Source organism: Parafrankia sp. EAN1pec (genome assembly GCF_000018005.1).
Lineage (GTDB): Bacteria > Actinomycetota > Actinomycetes > Frankiales > Frankiaceae > Parafrankia > Parafrankia soli.
Genome location: NC_009921.1, coordinates 1,974,922 through 1,995,602, shown reverse-complemented (window position 1 = coordinate 1,995,602; position 20,681 = coordinate 1,974,922). Strand labels below are relative to the sequence as shown.

Sequence of the window (20,681 nt, the reverse complement as noted above, 5' to 3'; positions counted from 1 at the left end):
TTGACAAACATCATTGCCAGAACAGCAACTGTAAGGCGAGCATGGTGGGGTGACTGTGGGAACCGAGCAGGGTATCGAGGCCGTGCTTGCCGCGGTCGGGCCCCGGCTGCGCGCGCTGCGCAAGCAGAACGGGACAACTCTTCCCGCGCTCTCCCGGGTCACCGGGATCTCGGTCAGCACGCTGTCGCGGTTGGAGTCCGGGCAGCGCAGGCTGACGCTGGAGCTGCTACTGCCCCTCGCGAAGGCCTACCAGGTCCCGCTCGACGAGCTCGTCGGCACGCCGCCGACAGGCGATCCACGGGTGCTCCCGCGGCCGTTCGAGCGCGACGGGATGACCGTCGTACCGCTGACGAGACGTCCGGGCGGGCTGCGATCATTCAAGATGATCTTCCCGCCCGGGTGGCCGGCCTGTACGAGGGAACTACAGACACACGAGGGCTACGAATGGATCTACGTGTTGTCCGGCCGGCTGCACCTGTTCCTGGGTGAGCGGGAGGTCGTCCTGACCGCTGGCGAGGTCGCCGAGTTCGACACGCACGTCCCGCATGCATTCAGCAATCCGAGCCCGGAGGCGGTGGAGGCCATCAGCCTGTTTGGGCCGCAGGGGGAACGTCTGCACGTGCGTGCCCGTCCGGCTGGATCCCGCGCGCGGGACGGCCGGGCTCAGCCCACCGTGACCGGGCGGTACAGGCGGGCGTAGGCGCCATCATCGGCGAGCAGCTCGCCGTGGGTGCCGTCCTCGACCACCCGGCCGTGGTCCATGACGTAGATGCGGTCGGCATCGATCACGGTGGAGAGCCGGTGCGCGATGACCAGGCAGGTCCGGCCGACCGAGAGCCGGTCGAGCGCGGCGCGGACGGCCGCCTCGGAGACGGTGTCCAGCGCCGAGGTGGCCTCGTCCAGGATCAGCACCTGGGGCGACTGCAGCAGGACCCGGGCGATGGCGAGCCGTTGACGCTCGCCGCCGGAAAGCCGGTAGCCGCGAGCGCCGACACGGGTGCGCAGCCCGTCCGGCAGCTGGTTGAGCAGCGCCGAGAGGTTGGCGGCGTCGAGCGCGTCGCGCAGCTCGTCGTCAGTGGCGTCGAGCCGTCCGTAGCGCAGGTTCGCCGCGATGGTGTCGTGGAACAGGTGCGGGTCCTGGGGAACCACCCCGATCAGCGAATGCAGCTCGGATGACGGAATGTCGTCCAAGGCCACGCCGCCGAGCCGGATGGTGCCGTGCTGGGGGCGGTGGATGCCGCTGGCGATGTAGGTGATGGTCGTCTTGCCGGCGCCGCTCGCCCCGACGACCGCGGTCGTCGCCCCCGGAGCAACCCGCAGGGTGACACCGCGCAGGTTCCACGCCGCGTCGTCGCGATCCGGTGTGGTGGGGCGATCCAGCGCGGCGGGGCGATCCGGGGCGGTGAGGCGTGGGTCGGAGGTGGCGATGTCGTAGGAGAACCAGACGTCGTCAAGGGTGAGGTCCGGCACCGAGGCGACGGGGACCCGCGGACGGTGCTCGACCGTCGCAGGCTGTCGGTCCACCGTGCGCAGCTGGGCCGGCGGGCGCTGCTGGAGCGGCGGGCGTGCAGGGTCGACGGGGCGGGCTGTGGCCACCGGGCGGGCCGCGGCCACTGGGAGGTCGAGCAGGGCGAAGATCCGGCGGAATGACGCGCCGGCGCTGGAGAGCTCGGAGCGGAGCTCGACGGCGGAGGCGAGCGGGCCGAAGGAGACCAGGAGTGCGCCGCCGAGCGCGGCGACCGTCCCGAGCGAGGTGTGTCCCGTGGAGACCAGCCAGGCGCCGAGGGTAACGACCACCGTCATCGTCATGACGATGCCGAGGTTGACGACGAGGCGGACACGCGAGGTCAGCCGGGCCTGCTCACGGCTGGCGGCGAGCAGCTCGGCGGCGGCGGCGTCGAAGCGTTCGCATTCATGGTCCGCCCGGTCGAACAGCCGGACGTGCAGCGCACCCGAGACCGAGGAGGTGTCCGCCACCTGGGCCATGAGCTGGCCGTCCAGCTCTCGTTGGCGGTGGGAGATGCCGGCGAGGCGGCGGCGGCCGGACTTCATGATCAGCAGTGTGGCGGGGGCGAAGACCATGACCGCCAGGCTGAGCCGCCAGTCCAGCACGAAGACGACGGCGGTGCCGACGGCGATGTCAGCGACCCGGCAGATCACCGCCTGGACGACCGCGGAGATCGCGTACTGGGCGGTGATGACGTCGGTGGACATCACCGTCATCACCTCGCCCTGCTGGCTGCGGGGGAAGAAGCCGAACGGCAGGCGTTGCAGGTGGGCGTTGACGGCCTGCCGGGTCCGCACCGTGATCACGGCGCCGAGCCGGGCGATGAGCGCCATCCGGGTGGCGAGCACTGCCGACTCGAACACCAGCAGCGCGCACAGGAGGAGCACCGGGACGACGAGGTCGCCGACCTGTCCGGTCGGCAGGGAGTCGTCGATGAGGTGGCGCAGCAGGAACGGGCCGGCCGCGACCGCGACCGAGCCGATGACCGACAGGCCGACCAGGGTGGTGATCACCCGGCCCTGGTCGGCGAAGAAGCGCAGGCTGCGGGCGGACTCGTCGACGCCGGTGAGCTTCGCCACCACCCGGGCGTGCAGGCGGGTCACCCTGGTCGACGGGACGTCCACCGGCCCGCCCGACAGACACGGGCCAGACACGGACTCAGGCATCACGCCGAGAGAGACTATGCCGCCCCCCGCGCGAACCGTACGGCCCGTCCCGGTCCGGTCCGGTCGTCCGGGCTAGAGCTGCATCGACTCTCCGAGGCGGGCGCGCATGTCCGCGGCGAGCACCGAGACGTTCGGCTCGTTGAGCATCGTGTGGTGCTCGCCGGGGACGGTGACGATGGTGGAGTCACCGGTCAGGTGCGTGGGCCACTCGTCCCGACCGGACTTGGGGTTGTCCTCGGCGAGGTAGAGGACGGTCCGCCCGGCGTACGGCCGGACCCGGTACGACTGGGTGATGAACCGGGCCTGGTCGAAGAACACGTCGAACTGGACGAGCCCGGGGTAGCGGACGAGCCCGGTCAGCGGCAGGCGTGCCGCCTTGCGTAGCTTGGACGCGTTCGGCAGCGGGAGCCGGTCCGGCAGCAGCCGGGTGATGCGTCCCCCGCCACTGGGGTCGCCGCTGGGACGCGCGCCGCCGGCGGACTGAGCCGAGCGCGGCAGCGTGGTGTCGAGCAGCAGCAGCATCCCCACCTCCTCGCCGGCGGCGGCGAGCATGTGCGCCATCTCCAGGGCGACCAGCCCGCCGAACGAGAAGCCGGCGAGGTAGTAAGGGCCGGTCGGCTGGATCACGCGGAGCACGGCCAGGTGGCGCCGGGCGTGGCGCTCGACGCTCCAGTCGGGCAGCGCCCGGCTTTCCATTCCCTGCGCCTGCAGGCCGTAGACCCGCTGGTCGGAGCCGAGCAGGCGGGAGAGCCCGAGGAAGTTGATGGCGAGCCCGCCCGCGCCGGCGACGCAGAACAGCGGCGGACGCGAGCCGTCGACGTTGAGCGGCACGCAGGTCGGATGGGTCGGGATGCCCCGTTGGGAACCTGCCACCCGGGCCGCGAGGGCGGCGACGGTCGGCGCCTCCACCAGCACCGAGGTCGGCAGGGTCACGCCGAGACGGGTGGCGATCTCGCTGAGGAGCTGCTGGGCGAGCAGCGAGTCCCCGCCGAGCTCGAGGAAGTCGTCGTCGACGCCGACCTCATCGACCTTCAGGATCTGCGCGAACAGGTCGCACAGCGCGAACTCCCAGTGGCTGCGCCCGGTGGGACGGCGGGCGGGAGGCCGGGGCGGCGGCGACGGCAGCGCGGGCCGGTCGATCTTGCCGCGCTCGTTGCGGGGCAGCTCGTTGAGCAGGATCACCGAGGAGGGAACCATGTAGGCGGGCAGCTTCTCCCGCAGCAGGCCGCGGATCGCCACGGTCGCCGACTTCACCGCGGTGGCGCACACGACGTAGGCGACCAGCCGCGGAGGCTCGCCCTCGACGCGCTCGGCGACGACGACGGCCTCGAGGACGTCCGGCGAGGTGAGCAGGACGGTCTCGATCTCGGCGGGCTCGACCAGGTAACCACGGATCTTCACCGCGGCGTCGGCGCGGCCGAGTAGTTCGATGCACCCGTCCGGGCGTCGCCGGGCCAGATCCCCGCCGCGGTACACGACCTCGTGGGACCCGAGGTCACCGAGGACGATCTCACCGGTGACGGTGACGCCGGAGACGGGCAGGTCGTGGTCCGGGCCCGCGGAGTCCGCCGGGCTCGCCGGGCCCGCCAGGGCTTCGTCACCGGAAACCAGCGCACCGGAATCCCGCAGGCCGTCCGCCGGAGAATCGACACTCAGGCGAACCGGTCGAAATCGCTGCGCCGTCATCTCGGGGGCGTTCCAGTAGCCGCCGGAAAGGTACCTTGACGTTACTGATATTTCGCCGGTGGCACCATCCGGTACGGGTTTGCCGTGCTCGTCGACGATCTCGATGTCCTTGCCGTCGACGGCCCATCCCGCCGGCAGTGGACCGGCCGGAATCTCGTCGCCTGATCCGACCGGGAAGAAGGCGAGCGAGGCGGTCTCGGTCGAGCCGGACCAGTTGTAGAACGTGCACGTTGTAGGCAGCAGCTCGCGCAGAGCGGCGACATCCCGGCCGTACACGGCCTCACCGGAGCTGGTGACCGCGCGCAGGTCGCCCAGGATCAGCCCGGGCTCGGCGGCGCCGGCCAGCGCGCGCATCAGCGACGGGGTCAGGTGCAGCGTGGTGATGCCGCGGTCGACGAGCCAGGCAGGCATCGCGCCGATCCCGCGGGCCCGCGGGTCGAACGGGTGCAGCGTGGCGCCGCAGAGCAGCCCCCAGAACATGACGGTGATGCCGGCGGCGAACGCGGTCGGCAGCACGAGGGCGATCTGGTCGGCGGCGTTCATCCCGACCCGCTCGATGCCCGCGTCCAGGTCCTTCATCACGGTCCGGTTCCGCCAGACGACGCCCTTCGGGACGCCGGTGGAGCCGGAGCTGAACACCAGGAAGGCTGGGTCGGTGGGCAGCGCCCGACGGCCCGGCAGCAGGTCGTCGTCGATCTCGGCGGTACCGGCCGGCGGCCCGTCGTCAATGATCAGGGTGTGCTCCGAGCCCGGCACCGTTCCGGGCTCGGGACCAGGCGCGGGACCGGTGTCGGCCGCTTCCAGCCGGGCGGCGGCGAGCAGCTCGGTGTGCGCGCTGTCGGTCACGCAGGTGGCGACCCCCGCCAGCCGCAGGATCTGCCCCAGCCGCGCCGCGGGAAGCATCGGGTCGAGCGGCACGAACGGCCGCCCGGCCTTCAGCGCGCCCAGCATCGCGACGATCGCGGGCGCTCCCTGCCCCAGCAGGATCCCGATGTTGCCGCCGTCCCCCTCGACGACAAGCGAACGAGCCAGCGCGGATGAACGCGAGTCCAGCTCGGCATAGCTCAGTGCAGCTTTCTCATCGCGTACCGCAATGTCGTTGGCACGCGCTGTGACGATCCGAGAGAACCGCCCCACGATTGTCGGGTCGGGTTCCGCGAGATTCGCCGCCAGCACGGCCAACGGATGCGTTCCGACCATGTTTCGACCCCCCAGGCCGCTCTCGCTCCGTTTCTGGCTATCCGGAAGCATCGCCGATGATACGACCGGACAACTGCGCCGCTCCCCCACACGGGCCATCAGAGATGCCAGGATGCAGACTCATCCCCGAATATCGCCACGCGACTCAGCCGGCGTGTCATGTCCCTGACATCCGTGTCCGGCCGAGCAGACACCGGAAGGACCGTGATGACGGCACCGTCCGCGACACTCGGGCACGACGACCGTGCCGGCGGGCCCGGGACACACCGGGTATGGGTCGAGCTCGGCGACCGCGGTTATCCCGTCGACATCGGGCCCGGCGTCCGGCGCACGCTGCCGGAGGTCGTCGCCCGGATCGACGCGTCCCGGGTCGTGATCGTCTCGGCCCGGCCAGAGGACGACGCGGTACCCGATCCCGGGGTCCCGGCGCTGCGCGTCGCCGCCCGCGACGGCGAGCCGGACAAGAACCTGGCCAACGTCCAGGCGCTCTGCGAGCGGTTCGCGGCGTTCGGCCTGACTCGCACGGACGCGGTGGTCTCCTGCGGCGGCGGGACGACGACCGACGTCGTCGGGCTCGCGGCGGCGCTCTACCACCGCGGTATCGCGGTTATCCACCTCCCGACGTCGCTGCTGGCGCAGGTCGACGCGAGCGTCGGCGGCAAGACGGCGGTGAACCTGCCGGCCGGCAAGAACCTGGTCGGCGCCTACTGGCAGCCCAGCGCCGTGCTGTGCGACACCGACTACCTGGCGACGCTGCCCGCGCGCGAGTGGACCAACGGCTACGGGGAGATCGCGCGGGCGCACTTCATCGGCGCCGGCGACCTGCGCGGACGTCCCGTCGAGGAGCAGATCGCGCGCAGCGTGGCGCTCAAGGCCTCGGTCGTGGCCCGCGACGAGCGCGACTCCGGCCTGCGCCACATCCTCAACTACGGGCACACCCTGGGCCACGCGCTGGAGATCGTCACCGGCTTCGAGATGCGGCACGGCGAGGGCGTGGCGGTCGGGACGGTCTTCGCCGGCCGGCTCGCTGCCGCGCTGGGCCTGATCGACGACCGGCGCGCCGACGAGCACTTCGAGGTGGTCTCGCACTACGGACTGCCGACGGCGCTGCCCGCCGGGGCCGACACGGCGGCGCTCGTCGCCGCCATGCGGCTGGACAAGAAGTCCACGAACACCGGCAAGTCCACGAACACCGGCCTCACCTTCGTCCTCGACTCGGCGGACGGCCCCCGGCTGGTTCCGGACGTCCCGGCCGACCTGGTGGTCGCGACGCTGGGCGCGATGGAACGCGAGGCGGCATGACCAGCATGGCGCGGGGGTCGGTGACGCTGGCCGCCCCGGATCCGGATCTGCGGGAGCCTGCGCGGCCGCGGGAGATCACCGGGACGACCCGGCTGTACGCCGTCGTCGGTGACCCGGTCGAGCAGGTCCAGGCGCCGATGCTGGTGAACCCGGTGTTCGCCGAGGCGGGCCTGGACGCCGTCCTGGTGCCCGCGCACGCGCGCCCGCGTGACTTCCCGACGGTGCTGGCCGGGCTGTGTGCCATGGCCAACCTGGACGGCATCCTGATCACGATCCCGCACAAGGTCGCAGCTGCGGAGCTGGCGGACGTCCGCTCCGCCGCGGCGCGGATAAGCGGCAGCGCGAATGCCCTGCGGCGCGAGCCGGACGGGCGGTGGCTGGCCGACAACTTCGACGGCGCCGGCTTCGTCCGCGGCCTGGCCCGCGCGGGGCATCGTGTGGCGGGGGCCCGGGTCCACCTGGCCGGTGCGGGCGGGGCCGGCAGCGCGATCGCGGTGGCGCTGCTCGAGGCCGGCTGCGCGAGCCTGGCCCTCCACGATCCCGACACCGCCCGTTCGGGCGAACTGCTGGGACGGCTGGACGCGCACTGGCCCGGTCGGGCTGGTCCGGCGGCGGCGCCCACGCCGGCCGGGCAGGTCGATCTGATCGTGAACGCCACGCCGCTCGGGCTGCGCCCGGCCGACCCGTTGCCGTTCGACCCCGCGATGCTGCCGGCGGGCTGCGTCGTGGCGGACATCATCATGAAGCCGGCGCGCACCCGGCTGCTGCAGGCGGCGGCCGAGCGCGGTCTGCCCGCCCATCCGGGCATCCACATGCTGGCCGAACAGGTCGACCTGTACCGCACCTTCTTCGGCCTGCCGGGCGCGCGGTGAGCCCCGTCGGCGCGGCCGGCGCTGCCAGCCCGGCCAGCGCTGCCAGCCCGGCCGGCACGGTCGGCCATCTCGGCATCGACGTCGGTGGCACCAAGGTTGCGCTGCGGCTGGTGCCGGTCGGCGGCGCGCCCCGTGAGGCGAGCTTCCGGTGGTCGGCGGGCGTGCCGGCCGAGACCGACCTGCGCGATCTCGGGGCGGGCGTGGCGGCGCTGCTCGGCGAGTGGGACGGGCGGCTGGCCGGCGTCGGCGTCGCGATGCCTGCGACGGTCGACCCGTCCGGTCGGGTCACGGCCTGGCCGAGCCGGCCGTCGTGGACGGGCCTGGACCTCGGTCAGGCGGTTCGCGAGCTCGCCACGGGCGCGCCGGTGGCCCTCGGCGACGACGGTGACCTCGCCGCGCTTGCCGAAGCGGACCATGCCGGCAGCGCGAACCTGGTCTACGTGGGGGTCGGCACGGGCATCGGCGGCGGCATCGTGCTCGACGGACGGCTCTGCCCCGGCACCGCGCGCGGCTCGTGCGAGATCGGCCATCTCATCGTGGCGCTGGACGGGCCGCGGTGCCGATGCGGGCGGGACGGCTGCCTGCAGGCCCTCGCGTCCGGACCGGCCACGCTGCGCCGGGCCACCGAACTACGCGCCACCGCCCGACCGGGCGCGTCAGACGAACCGGCCGCGGCCGCCGAGGTGACCTATCCGGAGCTGCGCGAGGCCTGGGTGGAGGGTGCGGGCTGGGCCCGCGCCGCGGTCGGGACGACGGCGCGCGCGATCGCGGGCACGCTGGTCGGGCTGACCGAGCTGGTGCGGCCGGATCTCGCGGTGGTCGGCGGCGGGTTCGCGGACGGGCTGCCCGGGCTCGTCGACGCGATCACCGTGCAGGCCCAGGCGATGGCCCGGCCGGGCCATCCGCCGGTGCCCGTCCGGGCGGCGGCGCTGGGCGGGCTGTCATCGCTGGCGGGCGCGGTGATCCTCGCCCGCCACGCCGATGAGGGACGCGGCGACGGCCGCGACCTCGACCGGGAACGCCGCGCCGACCACCTCGGCCTCGGTCTCGACCCGGCCCGGAGCGTGCTCCGGACGGGGTGAGCCGGCCGGGGACCGGCGGGGCCCGACGCGAAAACCCGGGCCCCGCCGACGGCCATCCACACACCGCGCCGTTCTCACGGCGCAGCGTTCACACCGCGCGGTGGTCACCGAGCAGGCCGAGGAGCTCACGCGGGGAGCGCAGCACCGAGTCGGGGCCGGCCGCCAACAGCTCGGCCTCGTCGGTCTCCCCCCACATCGCGGCGACCGCCCGCACCCCGGCGCCGCGGGCGCTCTGGATGTCGGTCACCGCGTCGCCGATCATCATCGCCTCGCCGGGCGCGGCACCGAGCACGTCGAGGGCGAGCAGGACGATGTCCGGGGCCGGCTTGGGGTGGGCCACCTCGTCGGAGCCGATAACCCGTTCGAAGTAGTCAACGATCTCCAGCTCGGTGAGCAGCGCGCGGGCCCGCGGGCCGCTCTTGCCCGTCGCCACCGCGAGCCGCAGGCCGCGCTCGCGCAGGTCGCCGAGCAGCTCCCGGACGCCCTCGAAAAGCAGGACCTTGCGGGAGAGCCGGTAGCTCTCCCGGACGAAGGGCTCCTCCATCTCGAGCGGCAGGCCCATGATCCGCATGATGTCCGGGAAGTACCGTCCGAGGTGGCGGTTGTACTCCTCGAACGGCGCGGGGCCTGGCCCGACCACCTCGGCATAGGCGATCATGAACGCCTCGCGCATGACGGCGTGGCTGTCGACGATCACACCGTCAAGGTCGAAAACGATCGCGTGGGTGCCCATCGGTTCCCCCCCAAGGCTCGGCGTTGCGGTCGGCGGTGGGTGCTCGCGGCGTCAGAACGCGGCCCGGGCGGCCGGGATGGCGTGGTTCCGCGGTCGCGCGGAGTCGTAGACCCGCTCGATGGCGGCGATCGTCGACCGGGCCTGGGCGACGGCCCGGCCGCGCTGCCCGGCGTCGGCGAGCAGCGCCGGGAGCTCGTCGAGCTGGCGGCGGTACTCGGCGCCGATCGGCTCGGTGACGACATCGACGGCGCTGTCCACGCCGTCCTTCGTCCAGGTCAGCGTGGACGCGGGATGCCGGTTCGGGCTGAAGCCGAAGGTGCAGCGCAGCTCGGCCGTGCCGGCGCTGCCCTCGACCCGGATCACCGTCGCGTCGAGCGCCTGGTGCGACGCCCAGCTCGCGCGCAGCGACACCGACACGCCACTGCCCGCGACGAGGAACGCGCGGACCGTGTCCTCAACGTCGCCTCCGGCCCGGGACTGCGCGGCGTCCTCGTGCCGCCAGGCCGCACCCCAGGCGGCGTTGGCGACGAAGTCGCTGGAGACGGTCCCGATGGCCTGGGCGAAGCCGTCCGTGCCCACGAACGGCGCGACCGCGTCGAGCAGGTGCCAGCCGAGGTCGACCAGCGCCCCGCCCCCGGCGAGGCTGCGCTGGGTGAACCAGCCGCCGGCGTCGGGAACACCGCGGGCGCGCACCCACGAGACGTCCACGTGCCGGATCTCACCGAGCCGCCCGGCGAGGTCGTAGAGCGCGCGGGTGTCGGCCCGGAAGCGGGACGCGCTGCCGGCCAGCAGCATCGCCCCGCCGGCCAGCTCGGCGGCGGCCAGGGTGTCGGCCTCGGCGGTGCTGAGGCAGACGGGCTTCTCCAGGAAGACCGGAACCCCGACGTTTAGCAACCGTGCGGCTACAAAGCTGTGCAGGTGGTTGGGGACCGCCACGACGGCGAGGTCCACCTCGGTCCGCCGCAGCGCGTCGGGGTCATCGAACAGCCCGACCGGTGCCTGGCCGTCCAGCGCCGCGGCCAGCTCGGCCCGGGCCGCCGCGTCGGGGTCGACCAGTGCGACCACGTCGTACGCGGCGTGCTCGCGCAGGCGGGGCAGCCAGATCGACCGCCCGGCCCAGCCGAGCCCGACCACGGCGACGCGCACCCGGCCCGGGGCCGCGGAGACCACGGTCACCGAGGACGCGACGGACGGCGGGGCCACCGGCGCCGCCAGGGCCTCAGCGGAGGCCAGAGCCTCCGACGCCACCAGAGCCTCGGACGACGCCAGGGCGCTCGCGGAGACGAGGGCCTCCCCGGACCCGAGGGCCTCCGCGGGCACCGGGGCCGCCGACGGCGCCACAGGCGTACTCGGAGCGGCCGGAGCGGCCGGCGAGCTCACGGTCGTCGTCACGCGTCCGCCAGCGTCTCGGCGATGATCGCCGCGATGTCGTGCATCTGCTCCTCGGTGCCGAGCAGCGTGCGGTGGTGCAGCCAGATGCCGTCCGCGCTCAGCGCCTCGACGTTCGGGCAGCGCGCGGCGATCTGGTCCACGGTCTCGTCGGGCGCGCCGGTCTCCCAGAAGCCGTCCGAGCGGTAGATCGAGCGGAACGCCGCGAACGCCGGCAGGCCGCGCTCGATCAGCGCGTCGACGAGGGCGTTGCGCCGCTCCTCGCCGAACCCGGGCACCCGGAACATCGCCATGTAGTGCGAGTTGCGGTCACAGCGCGGGTCGCGGCTCTGCGGGACCACGCCGGGGATTTCGGCGAGCAGGCCGGACAGCACCGGCCAGCGCTGCTCACGGGTGTCGATCTGGCCGCCGAGCCGGGCGAGCTGCGCGCGCAGCACGGATGCCGAGAACTCGTTCATCCGGAAGTTCGAGCCGGACGTCTGGTGGAAGTAGCGGCGATCCGTCCGCGGACGGCCACAGCTGTGCCGCAGGAACGCCTGCTCGTACAGCTCGGCATCCGGGAAGGTCACCGCACCGCCCTCGCCGGCCGTCATCAGCTTGCCGTTCTGGAAGCTGAAGGCCGCGACGCTGCCGTGCTCGCCGACCTTGCGGCCCTGCCACTGCGTGCCGTGGGCGTGCGCGGCGTCCTGGATGATCGGGACACCGGTGTTCGCGGAGATCTTGGCGAGCGCGTCCATGTCCGACAGGTGACCGGCCATGTGGACCGGCATGATCGCCTTCGTCCGCGGTGTGATCGCGGTCTCCACCGCCGCCGGGTCGATGCAGTAGGTGTCGAGGTCGACGTCGACCGGGACGGCGACTGCACCGAGCCGCTGGGCCGCCTGCGACGAGGAGATGAACGTGAACCCGGGGACGATGACCTCCGTGCCGGGGCCGACCCCGAGCACCTGCAGCGCCAGCTCGAGCGCGTGAGTGCCGTTCGTCACCGCGAGGGCGTAGCGCGAGCCGTGGTACTCGGCGAACTCCCGCTCGAACGCGTCGACCTCGCCACCGCCCATGCGCCACCACTGGCCCTGTTCCAGCGCGCGGATCAGTCCGTCACGTTCCGCGCCGTCGAACTGCGGCCAGGCGGGAAACTCGGGCGCCGGGCGTCGACTGTCGCTCATATACCTAACCCTTCATGACGGATACAGATGCCTGCGAGGCTGCGGCGATGTCGACAGCCCCCCCATGCCGGCCTTCGGCGGACAAAATCCATCGAACCCGGTGCGCAAAGGACGGTACTACGGGAACACCAGGCAACCGGCAGCGCTCTCCCGGATGTCCGCGGACGACGCTGTCACCACCCCGACACCACGGGTCCCCACCACCATCGAGCTTGCGAATCCGGCCGAGAGCGGGTAGGAGCAGCGCCACAGAGCCGGGCCCCGACCGGGAGAGAAGCGCGGGCCCTGTTATAAACACCGTGCCCGAACATCCGCTACACCCTTGCAGAGGTACGCTGTGAGCAATCTTCTCCTGCTGAACGGCCCGAACCTCGGGATTCTCGGCAGGCGCCAGCCCGAGATCTACGGAACGGCCACACTCCGCGACATTGAGGAGGCCATGGCCGCGCGGGTCGCCGCCCGGGGCTGGAAGATCGTGTCGATCCAGCGCGAGTCCGAGGGTGAGCTGATCCACGCCATCCAGGACAACTACGACTCCGTGGGTGCGGTCGTCAACCCGGGTGCGCTCATGGTCGCCGGCTGGAGCCTGCGCGACGCGCTGGCCAACTACCCGCGGCCGTGGATCGAGGTGCACCTGTCGAACGTGTGGGCTCGTGAATCGTTCCGGCACGAATCGGTCATCTCGCCGCTGGCCGCCGGAATCATCGCCGGGCTCGGCCCGCTCGGCTACGAACTGGCCGCCGACGCGCTCATGAAGACCGTCACAGCACCCTGAATCTGCGGCACCACCGGGATGCGGCGCATTGCGCCGATGCCTACTCGCGCGCAACAGTCGTCACCGTGACGGCTACGTCACGTTGAAGCTCACGCCCGGCATCGACGGTGGGCGGACCGGCGCCGCCACGAGCCGCCCCGCCCGGCACCTACGGGCTACCCCCGGACGACGATTACCGGCGCAACGGAATTCGCTGTGGGCCAGCGGCCCGCCCCGGCCGGACCAGACCTGGACCGGCCGCCGGGTATGAGCCAGACCAGCAGTCACGTAAGAGTAGATCCGTGCACGGGTACGAACCCGCCGGACACCCACCGGTCGGGCACGTTGGGGCGGAATTGGATTTCCCGACACAGGCTGTTGCCCCATTCTCGATGAGCACGGTCATGTTCCCGCGCCTGACACTGCTACAGTTCTGAGTGGGAGGGGACCCACCGAGGCAACGCATTGTGAAGACGGGAGGGCACGTGCCCGCGGCTCGCCCCATGAGGAATCCCGCCGCCCGGCCGCGCACCGTCGAATACGGCTTCGGCGGCGACGCCGCCGCTGGCGCGGACACCGATCACCAGACATCGATTCACCCGGTGACCACTCATCCGGAGACCAATCACCCGGAGACCAATCACCCGGCGAGCGCTCACCGGACCACGACTCGCCCGGCCACGAGTCACTCAACCGCGAGGCGCCCGGCCGCGGCACGCTCGGCCGGCGCGCGCTCTAGCGGCGCGCACGGATCGCGGCGGCCGCCGCTCGATGGCCGGCTCGCCCGCACGGCGTTCGCGGTCACCGCGGCGCTGACGCTACTCGGTGGGGTCGGTCTCGGCCGGGGCCTCGCCGGCCCCGACGGCTCCGACTCCGCGGTGGACGCGCTCGCGGCGACCGTGGCCGGCCGCGTGCCCCCGCCCGCCGCCGTCCACACGACCGGGCCCACCGCCACCGTCACCGCACCCCCACGGCCGGCTGCCTCCGGGCTCACCGCGGTACAGGTGCCCACGGCCGCGCTCACAAGCGCTCCGCCGCCCGCCGCCGCGCAGGCCCTGCCGGTGGCGGCGCCGGCGGCCGCCGCCGCGGCCGCGGGGAACCCGTTCGCCGGCGCCCGGTTCTACATCGATCCCGCGGACCAGGTCGCCGCCGCGATCAACGCGCTGCGCGGCGGGAATCCCTCCGCCATCGCTGCGCTGGAGAAGATTCTGCGTGGCGCGCACGCGGACTGGTTCGGATATGCCGATCCGGCCACGACCCGGCGCAACGTGGCCGGCCGGGCCAGCACCATCAGGGGTAACGGCGCGCTGCCCGTCTTCGTGGCCTACGCGATTCCGAACCGCGACTGCGGAAGCTATTCCGCCGGCGGCGCCGGCGGCGCGCAGGGTTATCGCGACTGGATCGCCGCCTTTGCCGCCGGGCTCGCCGGCGGGCCGGCCGCGGTCGTGCTCGAGCCCGACGCCATCGCCCAGATCGATTGCCTCTCCCCCGCCGACCAGCAGACGCGCTACGGGATGCTGTCGAACGCGGTCGACGTCCTGAACGCCGCCGGGGCGACCGTCTACCTCGACGCCGGCAACGCCGGCTGGCACAGCGCCGCCACCATCGCCGCCCGGCTGAAGTCGGCGGGCGTCGACCGGGCGCGCGGATTCGCACTGAACGTGTCGAACTTCGGTACCACCGCCAGCGAAGTCGCCTTCGGTGACGCGGTCAACGCCGCGCTGGGCGGCGGAGCCCACTTCGTCGTGGACACCAGTCGCAACGGGCTGGGCCCGGCGCCGGACAACGCCTGGTGCAACCCGCCCGGCCGCGCGCTCGGAACGCCGCCCACCGCCGCGACGGGCGACAGCGACGTCGACGCATTCTTCTGGGTGAAGATCCCCGGGGAGTCGGACGGCACCTGCAACGGCGGCCCCGCCGCCGGCCAGTTCTGGCCGGACTACGCCGTCGGCCTGGGCAGCCGGGCCGGCTGAGGAACGCTGATCAGGGTCGCTGCCTGGCCCGATGGTGGAACGGCCGGCGCCATGCCCGGTTGGGCACGGCGCCGGCGACGGGCGGCGGCGGCGCTGTCGGTTTCCGCGCCGCCACAGTCCGGATCATTTCCGCGCCGTACCAGTTCAAGCAGGGTGCCACCTGCTTCGACACAAACATCTGACCGCGGCCACCGGTGTCAGAAATATGCAAGGCCCGGTACCCGCGGCCGATCCCCACGAATGTGTGTTGCCTGATCGTCACGCTGTCAGAGCGCCGATCAAGCCGAAAAGAGCAGCCGGTCAGTAAAGTTTCGTGGGTGTTTCGACCGGACCTGGAAAGCCGTCAGATTTCTCTCCCCGAGCAGACCGTCGAGCTGCCGGCGGACCTCCTGGATCCGCTCGCGCACGTCGTCGTGGAGGTATTTCCGCAGCTGGTGGCCCATATTCCGCCCACCCCCGCGGCTGAGCTCGGCCGGCTCGGCGCGACGGCGCCCGCTCCGGTCCCGCTCCCGCCCGCACCCGCCGGACCGGTGTTGACCGCGTTGCGTTCGGCCGGGCCGCGCCTACCGGAACGACTGCTCGGCGCGCTCGAGCTCGCCATCGACGAGCTTCCGCTGCGCGCCCCGCGCGGCCTGGCCAGGGGCCTGGTCGACGCCCCGCCGAACGGGCCGCGCGGCAGGAACGGATCGCGCGCGTCCGCGGCCGCCGCAGGCGAGTCCGAGGCGGTCCAGGCGGTCGCGATCCTGGATGAGGTCCATCCCGGGGTGTCCGATCTGATCCACAGCTACCTGCGCGCGCTGGTCGAGCATCCCGCCGTGGCCCCGCTGCTGGCGGCGGACGACCCTGCCGCGGCCGGCCCGCTCGACGGCCACGGCTCGGACGACCGCCCGCTCGACGGCACCGCATTCGGCAGCACCGCGAACGGCGGGTCCGCGTTCGGCGGGTCCGCGTTCGGCGGGAGCCTGTTCGGGCCGCCGGACGAGCCGGCCGACGAGCCCACCCTGGCCGCCCGGCACGGGGCCGCCCACCTGGCGCTCGCGGTCACCGTCGCCGCCGCCGTCCTGCGGGAGCTGGACCCGCCGATGATCGGCACCGGCGCGCCGGGGATCGTCGGCACGGCCGTGGGGTCCGTCGCGCTGGTGCTGCCGGGCCGGCCGATGCCGCTCGCCTACCCGGCCGCGCTGCTGGCCCGGCGCCGCGCGGAGTACCGGCTGCCGCGGCAGGCCGCCGGCTGCGTCACCGTCGACGGGCACTGCTTCGGGCTGGTGGAGGGCGAGCTGCCGAATCCGCCGAGCTTCGCCCGCAACGGCCTGGTGGAGGCCGTCTCCGGCGGTGTCCTCGTCCGGACCGGCATGGGCACGGGCCGGGTACGGGTGTCGCTGCGGGTGCTGGCGACACCGCCGGCCCCGCCGGTCCCCGCCGACGCCGTCCGCTGGGACGAGATCGTCGACGTGAGCTGGACGGCCGCGAACGGCGCCGCCGCGGTGGCCGGCGCCGGAGCGAGCACCGCCGGCGGCACCACAACAACGGGCGTCGGCGCCGGGGCCGGCTCAGCCACCGACCTCGGCCACCTGACGACACCGCCCTGGCCCGGGGACTACCGGCTGCGGGTTTACGCCCACGGCCGGGACGGCGCCGGCGAGGACGAGACCTACGAGCTGGTGGTGTGGAGCGCCCCGGCCGCGCCCGAGACCGTCCACCGGCGCACCGACCAGCTGGGGCACCGGCTGCGCGGCGAGGAGCTTCCGCCGGTCGTGACGGTGCCGGAGACCCGCTACCGGTGGGTGCGCCGGCGCAGCGCCTTCCGCGAGGCCGCCACGTTCACCATCGTGGTCGGCGCCTCGCCCGAGGACGTCGTGCGCTGCTTCGACGCCGATCCCGGCGCGCCGTGCTCGCTGTCCCGGCTGCGCGCCGACCGGCGCACCGACCCGTACGTGCTGGTCCTGCCGCTCGACGGCGACGACCGCGCGGTGCTCGCCGTCGAGGACAACGGCTTCCAGGGCTCCCGGCACCCGGTGCTGTCCGCGGTCTCCCGGCACGGCCTGGCGGCGAGCATGTTCTGGAACATCAACGCGCTCACCCGGCTCTCGCTCGCCCGGGACGGCGAGGTGCTCGCCGCGTTCGAACCGGGGCCGGACGCCGTCCCCGACGCGGTCGTGCCGCTCCTGCGGGACGTCGACCTGGCCGGCGCTACGGACCGGGTCGCCAAGGGCCTCGTCGTCGTCGAGCGGTTCACCGGCCATCCGGTCCTCTCCGAGCACCTGGACCGGATCATCGAGAACGACGTGGCATACCTGATCAACCAGCACTGACCGGGCGGATCCACGTCATTCGGCCCGCAGCGCGGTCGTGGCCCTGGTCCCGGCCGCCCAGCCGGCCGGGACCAGGGCGCCGAGCACCGCGATCAGCAGGCCGCCGAGGACCAGCAGGGCTGCGGCCACTGGGCCGTACACGTCGATGTACGCCCGTGGCATGCCGGTCCTGGCGGCCGTGCCCATCAGCGGGACGACGCGGTGGTGCAGCGCGACGCCGGCCGGCACCCCTATCGCCGCGGCGCAGACGCCGATGCCCCCGGCCGAGGTCAGCACCATCGCGAGGACCTGCCGCGGCGTCATGCCCACCGCCTTGACGACACCGAGGTCGTGGACACGCTCCCGGGTGTCCAGGACGACGGTGTTGAGCACGCCGAGGCCCGCGACGACCACCAGGAGCAGCGTGAGCGAGGCGATCAGCGCGTCCATGACCGCGATCACTTCGGAGCCCTCCTCGATGTTCGCCCGCACCACCGCCGGGTGGGAGGCGAGCGCTTCCTGCAGGGTGTCGACATAGCGCACCAGGTCGGTCCCCGGCTGGAGATCGATGCTGAAACTGTCGACGGCCAGGCCGAGATCGAGACCGCGCAGCGAGGTCTCGTCGGTGGCGAGGTCGACAGTGTCGTCATCGAGATCGAAGACCTCGCCGACGATCCGCAGGGCCACCGACGCCCCGTGGTCGGTGACGGTCACGGTGTCGCCGATCCCCGTGCCGGTCTCGTCCAGGAACCGCGTGTCGGCGACCGCCTCGCCCGGCCCCCGGAACCAGTCACCGGAGATCATCGGACGTGCGCCCCAGGATGAGTCGCCGGTGTGGGCGGTGACCGTCACCGGCCCGACGATCCCGAGCGCGTACACCTCGGCGTGCGCGCTGGTGAAGAAGCGGGCGGTACCCGGCTGCGCCGCGATCACCTTGGCCACGTCCGCGGCATCGCCCGCGTCCGCCACCTCACCCGCCGCGACCGGTGCCTGTGCCGGCCCCGGTGCCGCGGCTCCCGCCTTCGGGCCATGCGCCACCCGGACGTGGGTGCTCACGACGACCGCTCCGGCCTCGTCCCGGCTGTTGTCCGCCGCGATGGAGTCGAGTGTCGAGGCCAGGCCGACCGCGAACGAGACCCCCAGCGCCCCGAAGCCCACCGCGACGGCGAGCACGCCCGAGCGGGCGGGACGGGCGAACGGATGGGCGAGCCCCAGGTTCAACGGCCGTGGCAGCGGCAGCCGGGCGGCGAGCCGGCCCGCCCACCGACCGCGGCCCGGTCGGGGCACGCGCCCGAGCCGCATCGCGTCGACGGGGCTGCGTCGCCCGGCGTGCAGGGCGGGCAGCAGCGCGGCGACGGCGACGAGCGCGAGCGCGCCCGCGCCGACGGCCGCGTCGACCCAGAGCGGCACGGACGGCGCGACGGCGCCGTAGGCGGCCGCCGACCCGGCGAAGACCACCATGGCGAGCAGGTTGCCGCACAGGATGCCGAGGCCGACACCGCCCGTGGCCGGGACGAGCACCTGGGCGACGTGTGCTCCGGCCGCCTGGGCCGGGGTGAGTCCCAGCGATCTCAGCACCCCGGTGCGCCAGATCGTCGCGCCGACGCCACCCGCGACGACGGTGCCGACGATCAGCACGGACATGGCCAGGCCGAGCACGCCGAACGCGGCCACGAACGGCGTGAACACCGCGGTCCGGACGAGCGCGCCCGCCCGGACGTCCAGGTAGGACCTGGTCCCGGTCACCGCGCCGGCGGGCATCCCCGCCGAGATCGCCGCCCGGCCGGAGTCGATCGCGTTCTCGGTGCCGGCGGCGGTGAGCCGGTAGAGCATCTGGAGGCCCGCCGGGACGTCCCGCGAGGCGAACGCCGCCAGGGCGTCCGGCGCGACCCAGGCCCGGGCGCTGCCACCGGCCGAGTGAGCGAGACCCACCACGGTCAGCACGGGGGCTCCGGGCAGGTCGGGCAGCTGGAGGCGGGCGCCGAGCAGCGAGGGTGGCAGGGAGTCCGGGTCGAGAACGATCTCTCCTCGGTTGGTGGCCCATCGGCCCTCGATGACAGCGACCTGGTCGATCGAATCGGGGCCGCTGTCCGGCTGGTTCCGACCGACCACGGTCAGGGATGGCAGTCCGAGCCCGACGGGCAGTCCCGGCGGGCCGCCGACGATCCGGGGCCGCAGCTCGGCGACGGGGAACGGGCCGGCAGCCTGCGCCACCGGCGCCGCCGACCCGGTGGCGGCGAGCCGCGCGGCCGTCACCTTCGTCGCGTCGAACTGGACCGTGAGGTGCGCGCCGTGCTGGGCTGCGAACGCGCGGTCGAACGGTGCGCGCGACCCGGCGATCAGACCGAGCGCGAGCACCGAGGCCGTCACGGCGAGCAGCGTGGTCAGAGCCACCACCGACGCCTGCGCCCGGCGCCGGCCGACACCGGCGAGCACGACCCGTACCAGCGGCCCGGCGGGGTTCATCGGGACACCGGCGCCGGGCCACCGGTCACGGTCCCGCCGGTCCCGCCGATCCCGCCGACGGCGGACCCGTCGGTGCCGCAGGCTGCTGTCGTCTCAGCGTCCCGGGCGACGGACCCGTGGGTGTCCCGGGCGACGGTCCCGTCCGCCAGCTCGACGGTGCGGCTCGCGCACGAGGCGGCGAGCGCCGCATCGTGGGTGACCAGGAGAAGCGTCTGCCCGTCGGCATTGACCGCGGCCAGCAGGTCCCGAACCTGGGCGGCGGCGACGCTGTCCAGCGCACCGGTCGGCTCGTCCGCGAGGAGAAGCGCGGGCCGGTTCATCAGTGCGCGGGCGACGGCGACCCGCTGGCGCTCGCCGCCGGACAGCCGTCCCGGGTAGGCGCCGCCGTGCCTGGCCACACCGAGGTAGCCGAGCAGCTCGTCGGCCCGGGCGCGTGCCCGGGCCGACGGTGTGCCGGCGAGCTGGGCGGGCAGCAGCACGTTGTCGAGGACCGTCAGGTCATCCAACAGGTTGAAAAACTGGAAGATCATTCCGATCCGCGCACGACGGAACTTCGCCGCGGCGGTCTCGTTCAGCCGGTCGACCCGCACGCCGTCGACCGTGACACTGCCGGTACTCGGCCGGTCCAGCCCGGCCACCATGTTGAGCAGCGTCGACTTGCCACTGCCGGACGGCCCGACGATTGCCAGCGATTCGCCGGGTGCCACGGTGAGCGAGAGCCCGGCCAGCGCCGACGCGGCACCGTCGTATCTCTTGGTGATGTCGTGGATGGCGATGGCTGGGGGCGCGGGCATGGGTCCTCCACAGGTCTGAGTCGGTCGGCCACGACGCGGCCCGCGGCCGGTCACCCGTGCGGTGTTCACCGCCCGACGTCCCGACCGGCGGCGCCAGCCCCCGGGGTGGGCTGTGCCGGCGAGTGATCCGGGCCGCGTCGGTCGGGACGCTAGGGGCCGGCACGGGGCGGGCGCGTCGGCCGTCGCGCCGATGTCCGCTCCTCCGCCCGGCGCACCGGGCGCGACGTCATCCCTGCGAGGTAGGCCGGCGATGTACGGCCACTGCGCACCTCAGCGGATGTGGACGGACGCCGCTCTTGC

The 20,681-nt window shown here is 73.5% G+C and carries 14 protein-coding genes; 7 read left to right on the top strand and 7 right to left on the bottom strand.

All coding sequences use genetic code 11. The features are described 5' to 3' along the window. The first annotated feature begins 55 nt into the window (after positions 1 to 55). Positions 56 to 700 carry an XRE family transcriptional regulator gene (locus FRANEAN1_RS08160; protein WP_020459278.1) on the top strand — a complete coding sequence of 215 codons (645 nt, stop codon included), beginning with the start codon at positions 56 to 58 and terminating at the stop codon, positions 698 to 700. Here the strand turns inward: FRANEAN1_RS08160 and FRANEAN1_RS08155 are convergent. Beyond that, complete coding sequence (locus tag FRANEAN1_RS08155) at positions 664 to 2,673, bottom strand: ABC transporter ATP-binding protein (RefSeq protein ID WP_049795915.1); 2,010 nt, start codon at positions 2,671 to 2,673, stop codon at positions 664 to 666. The two genes, FRANEAN1_RS08160 and FRANEAN1_RS08155, sit on opposite strands and share 37 nt — an antisense overlap. Before the next feature lie 72 nt (positions 2,674 to 2,745). After that, positions 2,746 to 5,559 carry an alpha/beta fold hydrolase gene (locus tag FRANEAN1_RS08150; protein WP_020459276.1) on the bottom strand — a complete coding sequence of 938 codons (2,814 nt, stop codon included), beginning with the start codon at positions 5,557 to 5,559 and terminating at the stop codon, positions 2,746 to 2,748. A gap of 207 nt (positions 5,560 to 5,766) precedes the next feature. On the opposite strand from FRANEAN1_RS08150, the gene FRANEAN1_RS08145 reads away from it, so the two are divergent. Genes FRANEAN1_RS08145 through FRANEAN1_RS08135 form a run of 3 tightly spaced genes read left to right on the top strand, consistent with a single transcriptional unit; the run spans position 5,767 to position 8,815 of the window. Beyond that, positions 5,767 to 6,861, top strand: coding sequence for a 3-dehydroquinate synthase family protein (locus tag FRANEAN1_RS08145; protein ID WP_020459275.1), 1,095 nt, complete (start codon positions 5,767 to 5,769; stop codon positions 6,859 to 6,861). Positions 6,862 to 6,866: 5 nt separating this feature from the next. Further along, the gene (locus FRANEAN1_RS08140; protein ID WP_157473087.1) at positions 6,867 to 7,733 is read left to right on the top strand and encodes a shikimate dehydrogenase; all 867 of its coding nucleotides are present in this window, start codon (positions 6,867 to 6,869) and stop codon (positions 7,731 to 7,733) included. After that, positions 7,730 to 8,815, top strand: a complete 1,086-nt coding sequence (locus FRANEAN1_RS08135; protein ID WP_020459273.1) for an ROK family protein — start codon at positions 7,730 to 7,732, stop codon at positions 8,813 to 8,815. Before FRANEAN1_RS08140 ends, FRANEAN1_RS08135 begins: the two co-directional genes overlap by 4 nt. 88 nt (positions 8,816 to 8,903) lie before the next feature. Here the strand turns inward: FRANEAN1_RS08135 and FRANEAN1_RS08130 are convergent, their stop codons facing one another. The 3 genes from FRANEAN1_RS08130 to FRANEAN1_RS08120 all read right to left on the bottom strand — a co-directional run bounded on the left by FRANEAN1_RS08130 (position 8,904) and on the right by FRANEAN1_RS08120 (position 12,103). Continuing rightward, positions 8,904 to 9,548: an HAD-IA family hydrolase gene (locus FRANEAN1_RS08130; protein ID WP_020459272.1), complete on the bottom strand. Its 645-nt coding sequence runs from the start codon at positions 9,546 to 9,548 to the stop codon at positions 8,904 to 8,906. A 51-nt stretch (positions 9,549 to 9,599) separates the two neighbouring features. Next, positions 9,600 to 10,718, bottom strand: coding sequence for a Gfo/Idh/MocA family oxidoreductase (locus FRANEAN1_RS08125; protein WP_157473085.1), 1,119 nt, complete (start codon positions 10,716 to 10,718; stop codon positions 9,600 to 9,602). Positions 10,719 to 10,936: 218 nt separating this feature from the next. After that, complete coding sequence (locus FRANEAN1_RS08120) at positions 10,937 to 12,103, bottom strand: DegT/DnrJ/EryC1/StrS family aminotransferase (RefSeq protein ID WP_020459270.1); 1,167 nt, start codon at positions 12,101 to 12,103, stop codon at positions 10,937 to 10,939. Positions 12,104 to 12,440: 337 nt separating this feature from the next. Here FRANEAN1_RS08120 and FRANEAN1_RS08115 point away from each other — a divergent pair, with 337 nt between their 5' ends. From FRANEAN1_RS08115 to FRANEAN1_RS08105, 3 genes are all read left to right on the top strand, one after another. Next, positions 12,441 to 12,878, top strand: coding sequence for a type II 3-dehydroquinate dehydratase (locus tag FRANEAN1_RS08115; protein ID WP_020459269.1), 438 nt, complete (start codon positions 12,441 to 12,443; stop codon positions 12,876 to 12,878). Positions 12,879 to 13,360: 482 nt separating this feature from the next. Then, positions 13,361 to 14,830 carry a glycoside hydrolase family 6 protein gene (locus FRANEAN1_RS08110; RefSeq protein WP_347177032.1) on the top strand — a complete coding sequence of 490 codons (1,470 nt, stop codon included), beginning with the start codon at positions 13,361 to 13,363 and terminating at the stop codon, positions 14,828 to 14,830. A gap of 317 nt (positions 14,831 to 15,147) precedes the next feature. After that, positions 15,148 to 17,142: a DUF6461 domain-containing protein gene (locus FRANEAN1_RS08105; RefSeq protein WP_157472458.1), complete on the top strand. Its 1,995-nt coding sequence runs from the start codon at positions 15,148 to 15,150 to the stop codon at positions 17,140 to 17,142. Positions 17,143 to 17,157: 15 nt separating this feature from the next. On the opposite strand, the gene FRANEAN1_RS08100 is transcribed toward FRANEAN1_RS08105, so the two are convergent. Further along, positions 17,158 to 19,587, bottom strand: coding sequence for an ABC transporter permease (locus FRANEAN1_RS08100; protein WP_020459266.1), 2,430 nt, complete (start codon positions 19,585 to 19,587; stop codon positions 17,158 to 17,160). After that, the gene (locus tag FRANEAN1_RS08095) at positions 19,584 to 20,381 is read right to left on the bottom strand and encodes an ABC transporter ATP-binding protein (protein ID WP_020459265.1); all 798 of its coding nucleotides are present in this window, start codon (positions 20,379 to 20,381) and stop codon (positions 19,584 to 19,586) included. Before FRANEAN1_RS08095 ends, FRANEAN1_RS08100 begins: the two co-directional genes overlap by 4 nt. Positions 20,382 to 20,681 lie beyond the last annotated feature (300 nt).

Bases quoted from the DNA above. Each gene is read 5' to 3' on its own strand.
- FRANEAN1_RS08130 (WP_020459272.1), bottom strand. From the start codon at position 9,548: ATGGGCACCCACGCGATCGTTTTCGACCTTGACGGTGTGATCGTCGAC.
- FRANEAN1_RS08120 (WP_020459270.1), bottom strand. From the start codon at position 12,103: ATGAGCGACAGTCGACGCCCGGCGCCCGAGTTTCCCGCCTGGCCGCAG.
- FRANEAN1_RS08095 (WP_020459265.1), bottom strand. From the start codon at position 20,381: ATGCCCGCGCCCCCAGCCATCGCCATCCACGACATCACCAAGAGATAC.
- FRANEAN1_RS08140 (WP_157473087.1), top strand. From the start codon at position 6,867: ATGGCGCGGGGGTCGGTGACGCTGGCCGCCCCGGATCCGGATCTGCGG.
- FRANEAN1_RS08150 (WP_020459276.1), bottom strand. From the start codon at position 5,559: ATGGTCGGAACGCATCCGTTGGCCGTGCTGGCGGCGAATCTCGCGGAA.
- FRANEAN1_RS08100 (WP_020459266.1), bottom strand. From the start codon at position 19,587: ATGAACCCCGCCGGGCCGCTGGTACGGGTCGTGCTCGCCGGTGTCGGC.
- FRANEAN1_RS08145 (WP_020459275.1), top strand. From the start codon at position 5,767: ATGACGGCACCGTCCGCGACACTCGGGCACGACGACCGTGCCGGCGGG.
- FRANEAN1_RS08110 (WP_347177032.1), top strand. From the start codon at position 13,361: ATGAGGAATCCCGCCGCCCGGCCGCGCACCGTCGAATACGGCTTCGGC.
- FRANEAN1_RS08155 (WP_049795915.1), bottom strand. From the start codon at position 2,673: ATGCCTGAGTCCGTGTCTGGCCCGTGTCTGTCGGGCGGGCCGGTGGAC.